Here is a 13,523-nt window from a genome sequence, read left to right as displayed (position 1 = left end):
GGGTGAAGCTGACCCTTCGACTTCGCTCAGGGTCAGCACCGAGCGAAGTCGAGGTGCTGAAATCGGATTAAAAGTGGGTGAAGTGATCAACAAATATGGTGTGGCGAAACATTTCAAAATCCAGATAACTCCCGATAGCTTCTCTTACAAAAGAAACACCGAAAGTATTAATGAAGAAGCCACATTAGATGGCTTATATGTGGTGAGAAGTTCCGTACCCGAAGAAACATTGAACGCCGAAGAGACGGTCAAAGCCTATAAGAGTTTATCCAAAGTTGAGCAAGCCTTCCGCAGCTATAAAACTATAGATTTAAAGGTACGTCCTATCTATCATCGTAACAGCGATAGAGTTAAAGCTCATGTATTCTTATGTATGTTGGCGTACTATGTAGAATGGCATATGCGCCGATGTTTAGCCCCGATTCTTTTCGATGAAGATGATTGGGAAAATGCTCTTAGATTACGTGAAGGAATAGTCACCCACTCAGTTCGGAGCGATTCGGCTTCTTCCAAAGCCCAAAAGAAGCGGACAGCAGATAACTTACCCGTGCATAGCTTTCAAACCCTGTTAGCTGATTTGGGAACAATTGTTAACAATCGAATTCAGTCTAATATTCCAGGTGTAAATTTTGACTTTGACAAGGTAACCGAACCGACTCCGGTACAAAGAAAGGCTTTAGATTTGTTGGGCGTCAGCCTGATTTGTACCCAGTGAAGCCGAAAGTGAAATCGCCCTAAGCCAAGATATGCATACAGTGTAGCGATTTGTCAAAGGGGAACTTCAGGTTAACGGTTGAGATTAATGACAGATGACAATCTTCACCGTTAACTGTCATGTTTCCCACCTCCTTACTGTTGATCCTTCTGCCATCGAGCGATCGCCTGCTGCGCGGCTGGGTATGAGGGAGTCCCCGGCGGAACTAAGGCGGCGGTTTGTCTCGCCAGTGACAACTGACCCCGCCATGCACGAGAATTGGCAATTAGATAAATCTGGCGACTCCATTGATCAATTAACTGTTGCGCTTGATCATAACCCGGTTGACCTGGGGGAATTTTACTTAAAGTATTAATTGCCCGATTATAAGACGAGGCTTGATTCCGTCGCAGTTGCTGTTTAGCCGCTTGAATAATTGCTTGGTTTTGCTGCTGCTGTTTCGCTTGAGTCTGCCAAGTTTTAATTGCCGACTGCGCCCGATTATAAATTGAGGGATTGGTAGACGGAACTAATTTTGCCGCCGCGATCGCAGATGCAAAATTGCCTTGTTTCGCCCGCCCTTCGGCTAAGTCAAGAATCACCTGACTCCAGCGCTGGATATCCTGTTGCGCTTCCTGGTAAAGAGGTTCACCGGGTTGAATTTTCTGGGCTTGGGCGATCGCTTGACTGAAGAGGGATGCTTGATTGGGTTGGATTCTACCCTTAGCTTGTGCCAAAATCCGTTGGTTCGCTTCCATGGATTCCGGATCAGAGGGTGAGGGTGAGTCTAGGGGCTGTTCCTGGGGTTTATCCTCAGACGCGGGTGCAATACGCTGATTCTCCACAGGTGAGGGGGGAAGCGGTGAACCAGTGGCTTTAGGTGCAGGGCTAGTCTGATCAGCGACGGGACTTTGAGTCACTGACCCCTCCGTCTCTTCATCGGCTGTGGGTTGGGTTTCGGTGACAGGCTGAATAATCTGGGGACTTGTCCCAGTTTGACGGTTGAGAGTCTTGAGAGTGAGTAGCATCAGCACCAAAACCAGTATCAGTCCACTCCCTCGCAGCAGCCATTGTTTCCATGTCTGATCCTCTTGACTATCGTTGTCGGACACAAAATCAGGTATCTTAACCAAAGCGGTTGCTGAGTTGGAAGTTGCTGAGTTGGACTTTTCATCGACATCCCTAGGTGTTAACGAGTGCGTCGGTTGTTTGTCCGGTATGGCAACGGCATACTTGGAGACAGGGGCGGTTGCGCCATTCCCATTATCAGTAGAGGCGTCTTGATAGGCTGACTTGCCATTGGTCTGATCCCCCGATGTTAGGGTTGAGGCTATTGGTGTCGCCGTTTTCTCTTCGACAGAAGTAGACCCAGAGATAGGTAAAATGAGTTGTTGTCGGGTTGCTTCAGAAGGAATAATAATTAAAGGCGTCTGTATCGGTCGCCAGTGGTGTTGACTTAACTCCGGTAAGCGATCGCCTAAATACTGCTCCAAGTTTGCCAGGGTTAGCTCAGTTTGATAGTAGCGCAGGGCTTCCAGTAAGGCAGCGCTAAACAAACCATTCCGCAACGCCGTCGCTTCGTGGGAAAATTGCCCAAGCTGACTGGACATGATCAGCGTAATTCCCATCTGACGGGCTAATTCCACGGTTTCCGCACCCACCGATTCCCCGGATTGCAGTCCCGGCGATCGGTTAATATCTAGCAAAACCAGCAGATTTTCATCCCCTTGAGGCTGAAGCGAACTAAGGAGCGATCGCATTGGTATCCCGGTACGGGGAATATCCTGGGGATTCCCATCAATAGGCATTAGGTAATCAGCTTGTTGCCAACAAACTCCATAACCACTGAAAAAGAACCACCGCCAAGACTTCGACGCAGACGTTTTGCCGTTCGTCGGGGAGGGTTGGCGAGTCGCGTCCAGCCAGCGCCAAATATTGTCTTGATTGGGATAAGTGGATTGGCGATCAATCAGAGGTGAATGGTCGGTTAAAACTAAATAATCCTGGGATGACCCATTCCCCTGCTGCACCAGAAACTGCCACAAGGCTTGAGCATCCGCCTGTCCGTAGTTTAAGGGCGGTAAAAACTGATAGCGATTAATGCCAATTGCAACGCAAGCGTAATTTGCCATGGGTTTTGGGTTTCGACGTTGGCGGCTGGAACTTGATCAGTGTTGCCATCGTCTTGTCGGACTAACGGTTCAGTCTTGATCAAGACATTAAAGACAAAATCATTTTATAGTCTTCGCCGCCTGTCCGTCAGGATAACCCTGAAATCGTCTCCAATGGGGAGATATTGAAGAATCATCAATAATCTGCCCTTCAGGGGTTATCCCAGGTAACGTCTGCTGTTAAAATTTCTGTTTCATAACCCGTCGTCTACCCCAATGATCCAGTCAATTGCCCGAAAACAAATTGCGCCACTCGGTTTATGGGTGTTGTTCGGTTGTACCAGTATCAGTTGGCTGATCACCGCCGCGATCGCTCCTGAGATGGCTCAAGCTTACACGGCACGAGTCGAAGTCTCTCTGATCAGTCAGCCTGATGAAAGTTACGCTAATTTTCTCCGCCGCGCCGAAGCCATTGCTAGAGCCGCCGCCCAACGCAGTTTCGATGGTGATATATTGGTCACTGATGTCGCCGTGACCATTATTGGACAACATAATAACGCGATCGCTCCGATTTTGTTGCTAGACGTGAGTCGTCAAAACTGGAAACGGCGTCCTATTGTTTCGTTTTGGGCAACTTATTTTCCGGGGACTCAATCCCTGCTAGACTTTAGCCAGCCATCAGAGTCTAACCAACCCCCTGAATCTGAGCCGAATCAGTAAGTAGTCGGACAAAAGAAAACGGTACTGTATTAAGTGAAAGTAAATTGCCCTAAAACCCTTACTGTTCCCTGTTCCCTGTGACACACCGAGCGTGTTACCGAGCGGAGTCGAGGTAAGTCGAGGTGTTCCCTAATCTCAACCGTTAACTTTAATTGTGTCCACCCACTTAAATAGAGAGAGGGCTTGTGCATAATATTTGAGGTAGCGTGCTGGTTCCTCAAATTGCCCAAGCCCTAAACCATTCAGGTTCTGATTTGTCCCTACATCAAATTGTGTCCTCTGAGGATGGGTTCCCGCCTCAGCAAAACTTCTTAATCTTTTACGCCAATTGGCTGATAAGTCGGGCTAGCTGCATGAATGTATAAAGCATACCAGATAAAGCTTTCAAGCATTTTCTGGCTAAACAAGTCCAAGGTTTTAGATCCTAGATAAGCTGTTCGGCATTTAAACCATAATGTCAAGAATTGCTCTCATCCTTGTAGTGCGTTAAGCGAAGCCATGCCGCAGGCTTTGCATCTTGCTCGCTACTAATACCCAATTTAAATGCATGACAGCTTACTCTACATCTTGGCATTATGCGCCTTAGTGGTCGCAGAATCTTCCTGACACAGGGATTGACACTGTTGCCTGTTGCCTGTTGCCTGTTCCCTTCCCTAACCAACAACACGTATTCAGCAAGCCCTAATTCGACTGGTTTTGTTGTTGTTGACGCTCTTTGACAGCCTGAGTTAACAAGTAGGTCGCTAGGCTACTCAGTGACCTACTTTCTTCCTCTGCCCACTGTTCCAAGGCTCTCTGGATTTCTTCCGGTAGATAAGCAGTGACCCGCCCTTTGAGTTTCATCAGCCCTAAATTTTAATGCTTCAACATATTCCAGTATATAGTTTTTCACTGTTTATTGCTCAATCTAAATTCGTTATACATTAAAATAACACACTTTACACTAACAAGCCAGGTTGGTCAGCGTTTGGGCTTTGTACCCACCCTCCCGTGCAAAAAAAGCGAAGCATCCCCTGGCTTCCCCCTTTTTAAGGGGGACGGGAGGGGGATCGAAAAGGGGGGGACGGGAGCTCACAAGGGTAGGTTTTTTAAGATTGCGGTTCAGGTAAGACAAGGAAGACAGGTAGACCATCACTTCGACTTCGCTCAGCGACCGTAGACAAGGAAGAGTGAGAACGAAAAATAGGGCGTTTCGGCTTTTAGAAGTTAGTTTGACCGAACCGAATTCTGTACGGTTTTTCCCCCTTGTCTTCTTTCCTTCCTTGTCCCCAAGTCTAGTCTCCACCCTTAAATAAAAAACCTACACCTGTCAGGGTTGGGAGAGGGGCTGGGGGTGAGGGGTTGAGCTTAAGTTGACACGGATGTGGCTAAACCCGCCCCTACAATGGCGAAACACTCCCCTACAAATTATTTATTGTATCCGATCGCATAGCTTGAATAATCGTTACCGGATTTAGGGGGGTAAAACGGGTGAGTTGGGCGACGGGAATGGAACGGGAAAGCTGAACCTGTAATAATCGATACGTCCAACCGCGATCGCTAAACCAGTTGACTGCTTGATTCAGGTGTTCTAAGGTGGCTAAGGCTAACACTACTATGCCATTATCTCCTAATTGTGCCTGGGTTCGTTCTAAAATCGCCAATAAATTCCCGCCACTTCCGCCAATAAACACCCGCTGGGGGGTGGGCAGTTGAGATAATATATCCGGTGCTGTACCATAAATAGAGGTGACATTCGTAACCTGTAAACGGCGGCAATTTTGTTCAATTAAAGCCGTTCCCATTGCCGTTTTTTCGATCGCATAGACGTGAGACGTAGGCGATAATCGGGCAATTTCAATGGAGACGGAACCCGTTCCTGCACCAATATCCCAGATAATTTGTTCCGGTTGTAGGGATAGTTCCGCTAAAATCAGAGTACGGATTTCTCGCTTAGTCATTAAACCGGGGCGATCGCGAAAACTGGCAAAACTGTGATCCGATAGCCCTAAAATAGGGAATGTGGCGACATCTAGGGGAGTATCACTCGGTTCAGACTGACGCAGGAGAATCACCACATTCAGCGGCGCGATCGCTTCTAAGTGTACCGCATCCACAGGCAAACATCGCACCCGTTCATCGGTTCCACCCAGGTTTTCACACAGCCAAAACTGGTACTCACAGGGTAAATCCAGATCAAGTAATAGATTTGCGATCGCACTCGGCGTATTTATTTTATCCGTCAGCACGGCAATTTTGTCGGTTCCCTGTTGTAGCGCTTGGGTTAACCGTTCTAAAGAACGCCCGTGACTGCTAATCGTTACCGCATCTTGCCAAGGGACTTTCACCCGACTAAATGCTAATTGTACCGCACTGACATGGGGATGAAACGTGAGATGTTCAGGTGGCAATTCAGCTAATAACAAACGTCCCAAGCCAAAAAACAAAGGATCGCCACTCACTAACACGATGATACAGCAATTTGGCTCATTCTTAGCCAACTGGCGACGAATCTCGCGGAGTACCTGCGTCAAATCCCCCAAAACCAAGCGGTGTGAGGGATGTTCAGGGAAGTAACCCAAGACGCGATCGCTCCCCACTAACAGCGTCGCCCGTTCTACTAATTGTCTCACGGATTCTGTCAGTCCCGCCGCACCATCTAAACCAATTCCGACTACATGAATGTCATTTGTCATTTGTCATTTATTATTAATATTTTATGGTGTTCGTAGTAGGCACTTTAGTGCCAGAAGCGCTAAAGCGCTGACTACAAACACTTATGAGTTAAGTTCACGAATTTTCCCAGGCTAAGCTCATTAAAGCATTAAGAATCGCCGCCGCGACAGGAGAACCCCCTTTGCGCCCATTAATCCTTATTTGTGGAATTGGGATTTTTGCTAAAGCTTCTTTTGCTTCTACGACAGAAATAAACCCCACAGGTGCGCCAATAACCAAAGCTGGTTTTACTGAAGATTGTTGTAACTCAGCACATAATGCTAAGAGTGCAGTCGGCGCATTACCAAACACATAAATAGCTTCCGGAAACTGACGATAACAACTTAATAAACCCGTTTCCGTGCGCGTCTTACCAGGAAGCGCCACCGATGCTTGTTCAACCGCCGCCATTACCAGATTCCCAAACGTCTTACTCACCATTCCCGTAATTCCCTGTTTAACCATACCCACATCAGTAATAATCGGGACTTTATTCTGAATAGCTGTAATTCCTAATGTAATTACCTCTGGGCTAAAATAAATCAGTTTAGCCAATTCAAAATCAGCGGTACTATGAATCACCCGCCGGACAATTGCATATTCATCAGGCGTGAACCTATGTTCACCAATCTCTTGGTCAATGATAGCAAAACTTTGCTCTAATATTGGATGATTTAGCGGGTTCATAGAAATTATCTATCGTTATTTTCCTTAAATGAGTCGCGAACTAAATTTTTTAATTAAAAGCCTTAATCCGTAGGGTGTGTTAGCGTAGCGTAACGCACCATTACATTGATCAAACTACAAACTCAACTAAAATTTAATCCTGAACCCTATTCCCTTCAATCACTTTCTGCAAAAACTCCGCCAGTTCAATCATTTGTTCAGGTTCATGTTCAAGTAACCATTCAGTAAGCTTAAGCGAATGTCGAGTTTTGCGAAATTTTATTCGATTTTCCGACAACTCCGAAAACAAATCCTTGAGCAGCTTAGCTGCATTAATAGTCTGGTCAACCCAGTCTGAATCCTTTAGTTTTTCCTCCTGAAACTCTTTCGAGTCAAAATAACGCTTCTTAGATTTATTCTCCATTTGATCTTGACATTTTTAGGGTTATCTAGCCATTCATGAAATAGCTCAATACATCCATTTTCTTCCTGATTTAATGAATAAACGTGCGGAAATATTCCAAAGTAATGCTCAGGTAATTTATTTATGAAATCAATAAATTCCGCCTTGGATAAAGTTACTATAACTTCTACCCTCGATTCATCATCTAATCGTGAATCTGAATTAGGTAACATTCTCAAACTCCGATGCGGCACATTCTTAAAATTCAGCGTCAGCGCCTCCAACAGCGCCGTCTTGCCAGAATTATTCTGTCCGACAATAATATTGATACCGGGCGCAAACTCCAACCAACCCGAATCGCGAAACGACTTATAATTATACAATCGAAACTTAGCCAGAAACATCCTACCATCTCCTACTCACAACTAACGTCAAACCCTCTGCGTCCCTCTGCGCTTACCTCTGCGAACCTCTGCGTTAAAAACGATTCAATCCTGAGACAAAACCATTCACACCGCAAATACACAAATTCCATCTTCAACAACCTAACAAAGGGCGCGTTTTAAACTAATCAACGTAAACATTCCCCCCACCCCACACTAACTCAGATCAAAACTCAACAACCGGAAAATCCGATTTGCGATAGAAATGAGTCATATTATCAAACTTCCGCAACTCAGCCCGCTTAACCAAAAATAAATTATCCTCCTTCGCTAACCATTGCTGATTCAAATCCGATAACATACTACTAATGCGATCGCGCTCAAGCTGTGCTGGAATTTCCCCGAAGTATCCTAACGTAATATGTGCCGTAAAATGGTACTGCTGCTCAACCCCCAAACCAATTAACCCCGGATTTTGATAAATACAACGCCGGAACTCAACCACTCGTTGATAAGACTCCTCATCTTTTGGCACCAAACAAACCCCAATCGCACGCGGCATAACAATCACGCCGAAAAACTGCCAATATATAGGATAAGAATTCCTATATAACTCCTGATATTGTCCAAAACTCTCCCGAATGCGTCCCTGAAGTTGCGGATCAAACTCTGGATTATTCTGCACCGCATCCCGATAATTATTCTCCCAAATTAAATCCGCCAGCGTTAAGTGAAAACTCTCAGGCGGAAGCGATATCATTAAACTCGACTTAAATTCCCCTTCTAATATTGTTTGTAACTCTTGCAAACTCCCGTAAAACGCCTGATTCTCCGACTCATCCTCCCAGGGTGGCGTCATCACCGTGTATCCTGGAAAATTAACCGCCTTGGTTGTGCCATCAGCCAGATGCTCAAACTTCGGTGACTCCTGGATATTGGGTAACTGAGAGTGATAACTATCGAGTACAGTCATCCTCACCACCCGATTAATATAAGTTGGATAGGTATCATCCACGTTTCATTTCCTCCGAATGCGCTAAACGTCCTTATGCCAATTTATCTTTATTGGGGAGACAATGACTTCGCCCTTACCCAAGCCATCAACGAACTACGCCAGTCCGTCCTCGACCCCAACTGGCTGAGTTTTAACTATGATAGAATTCCCCCAGACCAACCCGATGCCGTCATTCAGGGACTCAATCAAGCGATGACTCCCCCATTTGGGATGGGAGGACGATTAGTCTGGCTAGTCGATACCAACGTTTGCCAAACCTGTTCCGAAAATGTTCTGGCTGAACTTGGACGCACTCTCCCCGCCATTCCGCCAGAATCTATATTACTCCTCACCAGTCATAATCGCCCCGATGGACGGCTCAAATCCACCAAACTGCTGCAAAAACACGCCAAAATCCGAGAATTTCCGCTAATTCCCCCCTGGAAAACCGAGGAATTAGTCCAACAGGTTAAATCCTACGCCCAAACCACTGGTGTTAAACTCACTCCCCTAGCGGCTGAACTCCTGGCTGATGCAGTGGGGAACAATACCCGTCAACTTACCAACGAACTCGACAAATTACGCCTTTACGCAGGCGATGAGACAACTAGCTTAGATGAACGCGCTGTTTCTGCGTTAGTCACCACCACAACTCACAATAGCCTACAATTAGCCGGGAGTATCCTCAAAGGCGATACTCATAAAGCATTAGGATTGATTGCTGACTTAATCAACAACAACGAACACCCATTACGAATTGTCGCCACCCTTGTGGGACAATTTCGCACATGGTTATGGGTGAAGCTAATGATGAGTGAGGGAGAAAAGGATATAAAAGTTATTGCTAACGCCGCCGAAGTTGGTAACCCTAAGCGTATTTACTTCCTGAAGAAAGATGTACAACACCTCAGCCTGGATCAATTAATGGCAACGTTACGAGTTTTATTAGAGTTAGAGGTTAGCCTAAAACGAGGTGCTGATGGACTCTCCACTCTGCAAACTCAAGTGATAAAATTGTGTCAAATTTGTCATTAATTCGTCTTATGTCAGGCAATAGGCAATAGGCAATAGGCAATAGAAATTTTGTCTCCCAGCTTCCCCAGCTTCCCCAGCTTCCCCAGCTTCCCCAGCTTCCCCAGCTTCCCCACACCCAACACCCGACACCCGACACCCGACAGCGGAACTTCTATCCCCTAAAATAGTTCAGGAAAAACAAGCCCACTCTGGGTTTTGTTGTGTACTGTTTAATTATTTGCGATCGTCATGATCACGTCCTACTGTAATCACCCTCATGTGCCTCGTTTCTCTCGTCCACTTATTGTAGCTGCACTAACCAGCTTAGGTTTACTGTCTGGGTTCATTCCCGAACTTTCGCGACAGTCCCTAAGTTTGGACTTCAGCCGTGCTGTCTATGCTCAACAAGCTGTTACCGAGGCGGAGGTTACCAACTATGCTAGAGCAGTTTTAGCCATGGAACCCTTGCGCCAAGTTGCCTATAACGAAATTAAAAAAATCGTAAATGGCAACATTCCTGATATCCAGTGTCATCGCTCAGAAACCATCAATCAACTGCCGTCTCAGGAGGCGCGAAAAATTGCCAATACTTATTGTAACCAAGCGTTAGCGCTGGTCAATAATTATTTAACCCCCTCCCGATTCAATCAAATTACACGTCTGGCGGAAAAAGATGGTAATTTACGACAGCGGATTCAAGATGCATTACAAAGACAGCAAGAATCCAGCCAACGATAAGCCCCTCTTGTGGTATCATAACGCTCGGTAAGGAACTCTAGATATAAGCAAGAACCCTGAGTTTTACTAAGTTCCTGAGTTCCAAACGGTCAAAACCTGTCAAAATAGAGCTACACTTTGCCGTTGCTACTTGAATCGGATTCCATGCCCATACAGGCGCGATCGCGAATCTTTAGGATTTCCTGGACGAGTTGTGTAACCGCACTCGCCCTCATTCTCTCTGGATGTGCCTCTAACTCCACTCCAGAGGCAAGTCCCACTATTTCCCCGTTACCACTCGAAACTATCACCGAAGAGGAAATCAGGAATTACGCCAAGGCACTTCTGGCGATCGAAAATAGCCGTCAAACTGCCTTCAGCGAAATTCAGCAACAGATAAACCAAGACCAGATTCCTAATATTACCTGCACCCAACCCGATTCCCTCAAAGAACTCCCCTCTGATGTCCAAGGAATTGCCGTCAACTACTGCAATAAAGCCAAAGAAATTGGCGAAAGTCAGGGGTTCAACATGGCTCAATTTAACGCCATTACGAATACAGCTCAATTAGACCCCGATTTACAACGGCAAATTCAGAATCAACTGATTCGCCTAAAACGGTCACTTTAGCTGGCACTTTAGCTTGACAGATTGGGCAATTTATGCTGACGTTGACGCAACGCTTGAACTCAGCCACAGAACTCTCCGCTAATTTTACACTTTCCCTCACCGCCGAGGAACGCACCCGGACACGCTACCGCTTTGAAACCCCAGAGGGTCAGGGTTTGTATCTGCGTTTACCGAGAGGGACGATTCTCAACGATGGGGATTTACTCCAATCTGAGACAGGTGAGATAGTGGTGCAGATTGCGGCGAAACCCGAACCTGTTTTAACCGTTACGTCTCCCCATCCCCTGAGTTTACTGCGAGCCGCCTATCACCTTGGTAATCGCCACGTCCCCTTGGAAGTCACTCCCCACTATTTACGCTTATCACCTGACTCCGTTTTACAGGCGATGCTGAATCAGTTAGGCGTAGATGTGAAGCCAGAAATCGCTCCCTTTCAACCCGAAATTGGGGCGTATCACCATCATAGTTGAACCCACATTCCGCACTTCCTCGCCACCGGGACAGGTCACTTTGTATAGGGCTAAAGCCCTGACTACAAACTTCTTAAAAAATATAATTTTACAACGTTATCGCTGACGGTTTCTGAGCAGAGAGTACCCCAAACCGAATCAAACCCCGCCGATACCCCCGACTCATTAATCCCAACGATAGCGCCGCTTGCACTGTACCCCAACCACTTTTGAGTAAACCGATTAATGCTTGGGGTTCAAAGGCTGAATCAATGACAATATCCCAAAACGGTGCGACTGCATCTGACCAATCATCAGTGCGAATATCCGCAAAAGATAACTCACGGGCAATTGCGGCGTACTCTGGCAATGAAATCACGTAAGGTAAACAGTAAACCTGGTAAATTTGCTCTAAATGCTGCTTTTCATCCACCGTCAACTCTCCCGTGGCTGGCGTAATCGGACGATGACACCATGTCGCCATCAGAAATGTCCCACCCGGTTTCAGAACCCGGTAGCATTCTGCCAGAAATTTCTGCTTATCGGGTAAATGTTCCCCACTTTCTAACGACCAGATAAAATCAAAACAGTTATCCGCAAACGGCATATCCAAGGCGTCAGCCACCTGAAACTCCACCTCAGCCTCTAACCCTGTCTCCTTTGCCCGTTCTGTTCCTCTCGCCGCTTGGACGGGACTCAGCGTAATCCCTTGTACCTGCGCCCCAAACCGTTGGGCTAAGTCCAGAGAACTCCCGCCAATCCCACACCCCACATCTAAGATATTCTCGGCATGCTGCACATTACCCCAATTCAGCAGTTCGTCAATTAAATCAATTTGCGCCTGACGCCGACCTTTTTTCTCACGACCCAGCGGACCATAATAACCATGATGCATGTGTTCGCCCCAAACCTGTTCCCACAGTCCAGAGGAGGCGTCGTAAAACTGCTGAATTTGACCCTGAAGTGTTGAACTCATGAATTGTCCTTTGTCATTGGTTTTTCCCCTTTTAGAGTGTAAATCAAGATATGAAGCTGATGATCGGCGCACCGACCAACATGGACAAAAAATAGACAAAAAAAGACCCCCGCCGTTTCAGCAGGGGGTGGGTAATCACTTCCACATCAGGGTAACAACTATGATTAAATCTATCGAACAATTGTGAAAAAAAGGTGAAAAGTCAAAAAAAAACCTCAGATATTGCCTGAGGGGGTTATGTAGGAAGGAGCATAACCCTTTATATCTCTGAAGTCTGGGAACCTATGCAGTTACCAGAGGCATAGTCCTGGGATTCTCAAAATTTTTCTCTCTTCCCTAAAATTTTACTTTTGATTTCGATAAAGTAGCCACAGAAAATAGGGAGCGCCAATTAGTGCTGTGACCAGTCCCGAAGGCATTTCTCTGGGAGCAAGAATAATTCGACCCAGACTATCCGCCAGGGTAACCAAAATCGCTCCCAAAATTGCGGCAATGGGGAGCAGTTGGCGATGACGAGAACCAACCAAGAGACGGGCGGCGTGGGGGGCGAGTAAGCCAACAAAACTAATTGTACCCACCGTAGCAACGGCTGTCGCCGCTAAACCCACCGCGATCGCAACGGACATGAGGCGAGCTTTTTCCAAGGATAATCCGAGGGTACGGGGTTAACTAACAGTCCGTAAATATCTAGACAATTATTGACATAACTGGACATTTTCTATGATATAATTAGGCAATGTCTAGTTTAACCCCCCAAGAAGCAGCTACTCTACTAGGTGTGACGGTCAAATCTTTGCACCGATGGGACCTCAACGGCTCTCATACGATCTTCTCGGACGGCTGGTGGTCATCGTCGATACGATATTGCTGACTTAATTGGTAATAAATCGGGTACAGTCTTCGCCCTCGTTCAATCCGTGGTCCATGATCTGTTTGGGTGTCAGAGCCGCGCCATTTCGGTCTCGAGCGCTGCCAAGTCGCCCAGAGTATTGGCTGCGCGAAAGAGATCCAGATGCGGCAATGCCCCTGCCATCGCTTTGGCAGTCGGTTCATAACCGTCCCAACCTTTGAG

General features: G+C 46.5%; 15 protein-coding genes and 3 pseudogenes. 7 read left to right on the top strand and 11 right to left on the bottom strand.

The features are described from left to right. Positions 1-715, top strand: a 715-nt coding sequence (locus RH949_RS23400) for an IS1634 family transposase (protein WP_446356518.1), incomplete at its 5' end; no start/stop codon positions are given. Positions 716-849: 134 nt separating this feature from the next. Here RH949_RS23400 and RH949_RS23395 read toward each other — a convergent pair. Next, complete coding sequence (locus RH949_RS23395) at positions 850-2,826, bottom strand: caspase family protein (protein WP_006104553.1); 1,977 nt, start codon at positions 2,824-2,826, stop codon at positions 850-852. A 255-nt stretch (positions 2,827-3,081) separates the two neighbouring features. Here RH949_RS23395 and RH949_RS23390 point away from each other — a divergent pair, with 255 nt between their 5' ends. Next, positions 3,082-3,525, top strand: a complete 444-nt coding sequence (locus RH949_RS23390) for a hypothetical protein (RefSeq protein WP_446356516.1) — start codon at positions 3,082-3,084, stop codon at positions 3,523-3,525. A gap of 681 nt (positions 3,526-4,206) precedes the next feature. On the opposite strand, the gene RH949_RS23385 is transcribed toward RH949_RS23390, so the two are convergent. From RH949_RS23385 to RH949_RS23360, 6 genes are all read right to left on the bottom strand, one after another. Then, on the bottom strand, positions 4,207-4,368 hold the full coding sequence (locus tag RH949_RS23385) for a ribbon-helix-helix domain-containing protein (protein ID WP_006104592.1): 162 nt from the start codon (positions 4,366-4,368) through the stop codon (positions 4,207-4,209). Positions 4,369-4,925: 557 nt separating this feature from the next. After that, complete coding sequence (gene cbiE, locus RH949_RS23380) at positions 4,926-6,200, bottom strand: precorrin-6y C5,15-methyltransferase (decarboxylating) subunit CbiE (RefSeq protein WP_446356514.1); 1,275 nt, start codon at positions 6,198-6,200, stop codon at positions 4,926-4,928. A 94-nt stretch (positions 6,201-6,294) separates the two neighbouring features. Continuing rightward, complete coding sequence (locus tag RH949_RS23375; protein ID WP_446356512.1) at positions 6,295-6,906, bottom strand: cobalt-precorrin-8X methylmutase; 612 nt, start codon at positions 6,904-6,906, stop codon at positions 6,295-6,297. Between the two features lie 133 nt (positions 6,907-7,039). Beyond that, positions 7,040-7,309: a hypothetical protein gene (locus tag RH949_RS23370; protein WP_446356520.1), complete on the bottom strand. Its 270-nt coding sequence runs from the start codon at positions 7,307-7,309 to the stop codon at positions 7,040-7,042. After that, complete coding sequence (locus tag RH949_RS23365; RefSeq protein WP_446356510.1) at positions 7,249-7,692, bottom strand: AAA family ATPase; 444 nt, start codon at positions 7,690-7,692, stop codon at positions 7,249-7,251. Before RH949_RS23365 ends, RH949_RS23370 begins: the two co-directional genes overlap by 61 nt. 205 nt (positions 7,693-7,897) lie before the next feature. After that, a complete protein-coding gene (locus tag RH949_RS23360) occupies positions 7,898-8,686 on the bottom strand; it encodes a DUF1868 domain-containing protein (protein WP_446356508.1) in 789 nt (262 codons plus the stop codon). Between the two features lie 33 nt (positions 8,687-8,719). Between RH949_RS23360 and holA the strand changes: the two genes are divergently transcribed. Continuing rightward, positions 8,720-9,700, top strand: a complete 981-nt coding sequence (gene holA, locus RH949_RS23355) for a DNA polymerase III subunit delta (protein WP_446356506.1) — start codon at positions 8,720-8,722, stop codon at positions 9,698-9,700. Positions 9,701-9,706: 6 nt separating this feature from the next. Here holA and RH949_RS23350 read toward each other — a convergent pair whose 3' ends face one another. Continuing rightward, entirely contained in the window at positions 9,707-9,829 is a 123-nt protein-coding gene (locus tag RH949_RS23350; protein WP_006105413.1) for a hypothetical protein, read from the bottom strand. Between the two features lie 99 nt (positions 9,830-9,928). Between RH949_RS23350 and RH949_RS23345 the strand changes: the two genes are divergently transcribed. The 3 genes from RH949_RS23345 to ureE all read left to right on the top strand — a co-directional run bounded on the left by RH949_RS23345 (position 9,929) and on the right by ureE (position 11,496). After that, on the top strand, positions 9,929-10,417 hold the full coding sequence (locus RH949_RS23345; protein WP_044210607.1) for a DUF4168 domain-containing protein: 489 nt from the start codon (positions 9,929-9,931) through the stop codon (positions 10,415-10,417). A gap of 117 nt (positions 10,418-10,534) precedes the next feature. Further along, entirely contained in the window at positions 10,535-11,026 is a 492-nt protein-coding gene (locus tag RH949_RS23340) for a DUF4168 domain-containing protein (RefSeq protein ID WP_446356503.1), read from the top strand. A 32-nt stretch (positions 11,027-11,058) separates the two neighbouring features. Further along, the gene (ureE, locus tag RH949_RS23335; protein WP_006105475.1) at positions 11,059-11,496 is read left to right on the top strand and encodes an urease accessory protein UreE; all 438 of its coding nucleotides are present in this window, start codon (positions 11,059-11,061) and stop codon (positions 11,494-11,496) included. Between the two features lie 88 nt (positions 11,497-11,584). Here the strand turns inward: ureE and RH949_RS23330 are convergent, their stop codons facing one another. After that, a complete protein-coding gene (locus RH949_RS23330; RefSeq protein WP_446356501.1) occupies positions 11,585-12,451 on the bottom strand; it encodes a methyltransferase domain-containing protein in 867 nt (288 codons plus the stop codon). Positions 12,452-12,795: 344 nt separating this feature from the next. Then, positions 12,796-13,116: pseudogene (locus tag RH949_RS23325) on the bottom strand (FecCD family ABC transporter permease); the annotation flags it as partial. Positions 13,117-13,187: 71 nt separating this feature from the next. On the opposite strand from RH949_RS23325, the pseudogene RH949_RS23320 reads away from it, so the two are divergent. Next, positions 13,188-13,344, top strand: a pseudogene (locus RH949_RS23320) (MerR family DNA-binding transcriptional regulator); the annotation flags it as partial. A 47-nt stretch (positions 13,345-13,391) separates the two neighbouring features. Here the strand turns inward: RH949_RS23320 and RH949_RS23315 are convergent. Next, positions 13,392-13,523, bottom strand: a pseudogene (locus RH949_RS23315) (carbon monoxide dehydrogenase); the annotation flags it as partial.

The organism is Coleofasciculus sp. A1-SPW-01 (genome assembly GCF_040217205.1).
Lineage (GTDB): Bacteria > Cyanobacteriota > Cyanobacteriia > Cyanobacteriales > Coleofasciculaceae > Coleofasciculus > Coleofasciculus chthonoplastes_A.
Note: the sequence above shows the minus strand (reverse complement) of the source record. Positions and strands in the feature narration are given on the sequence as shown.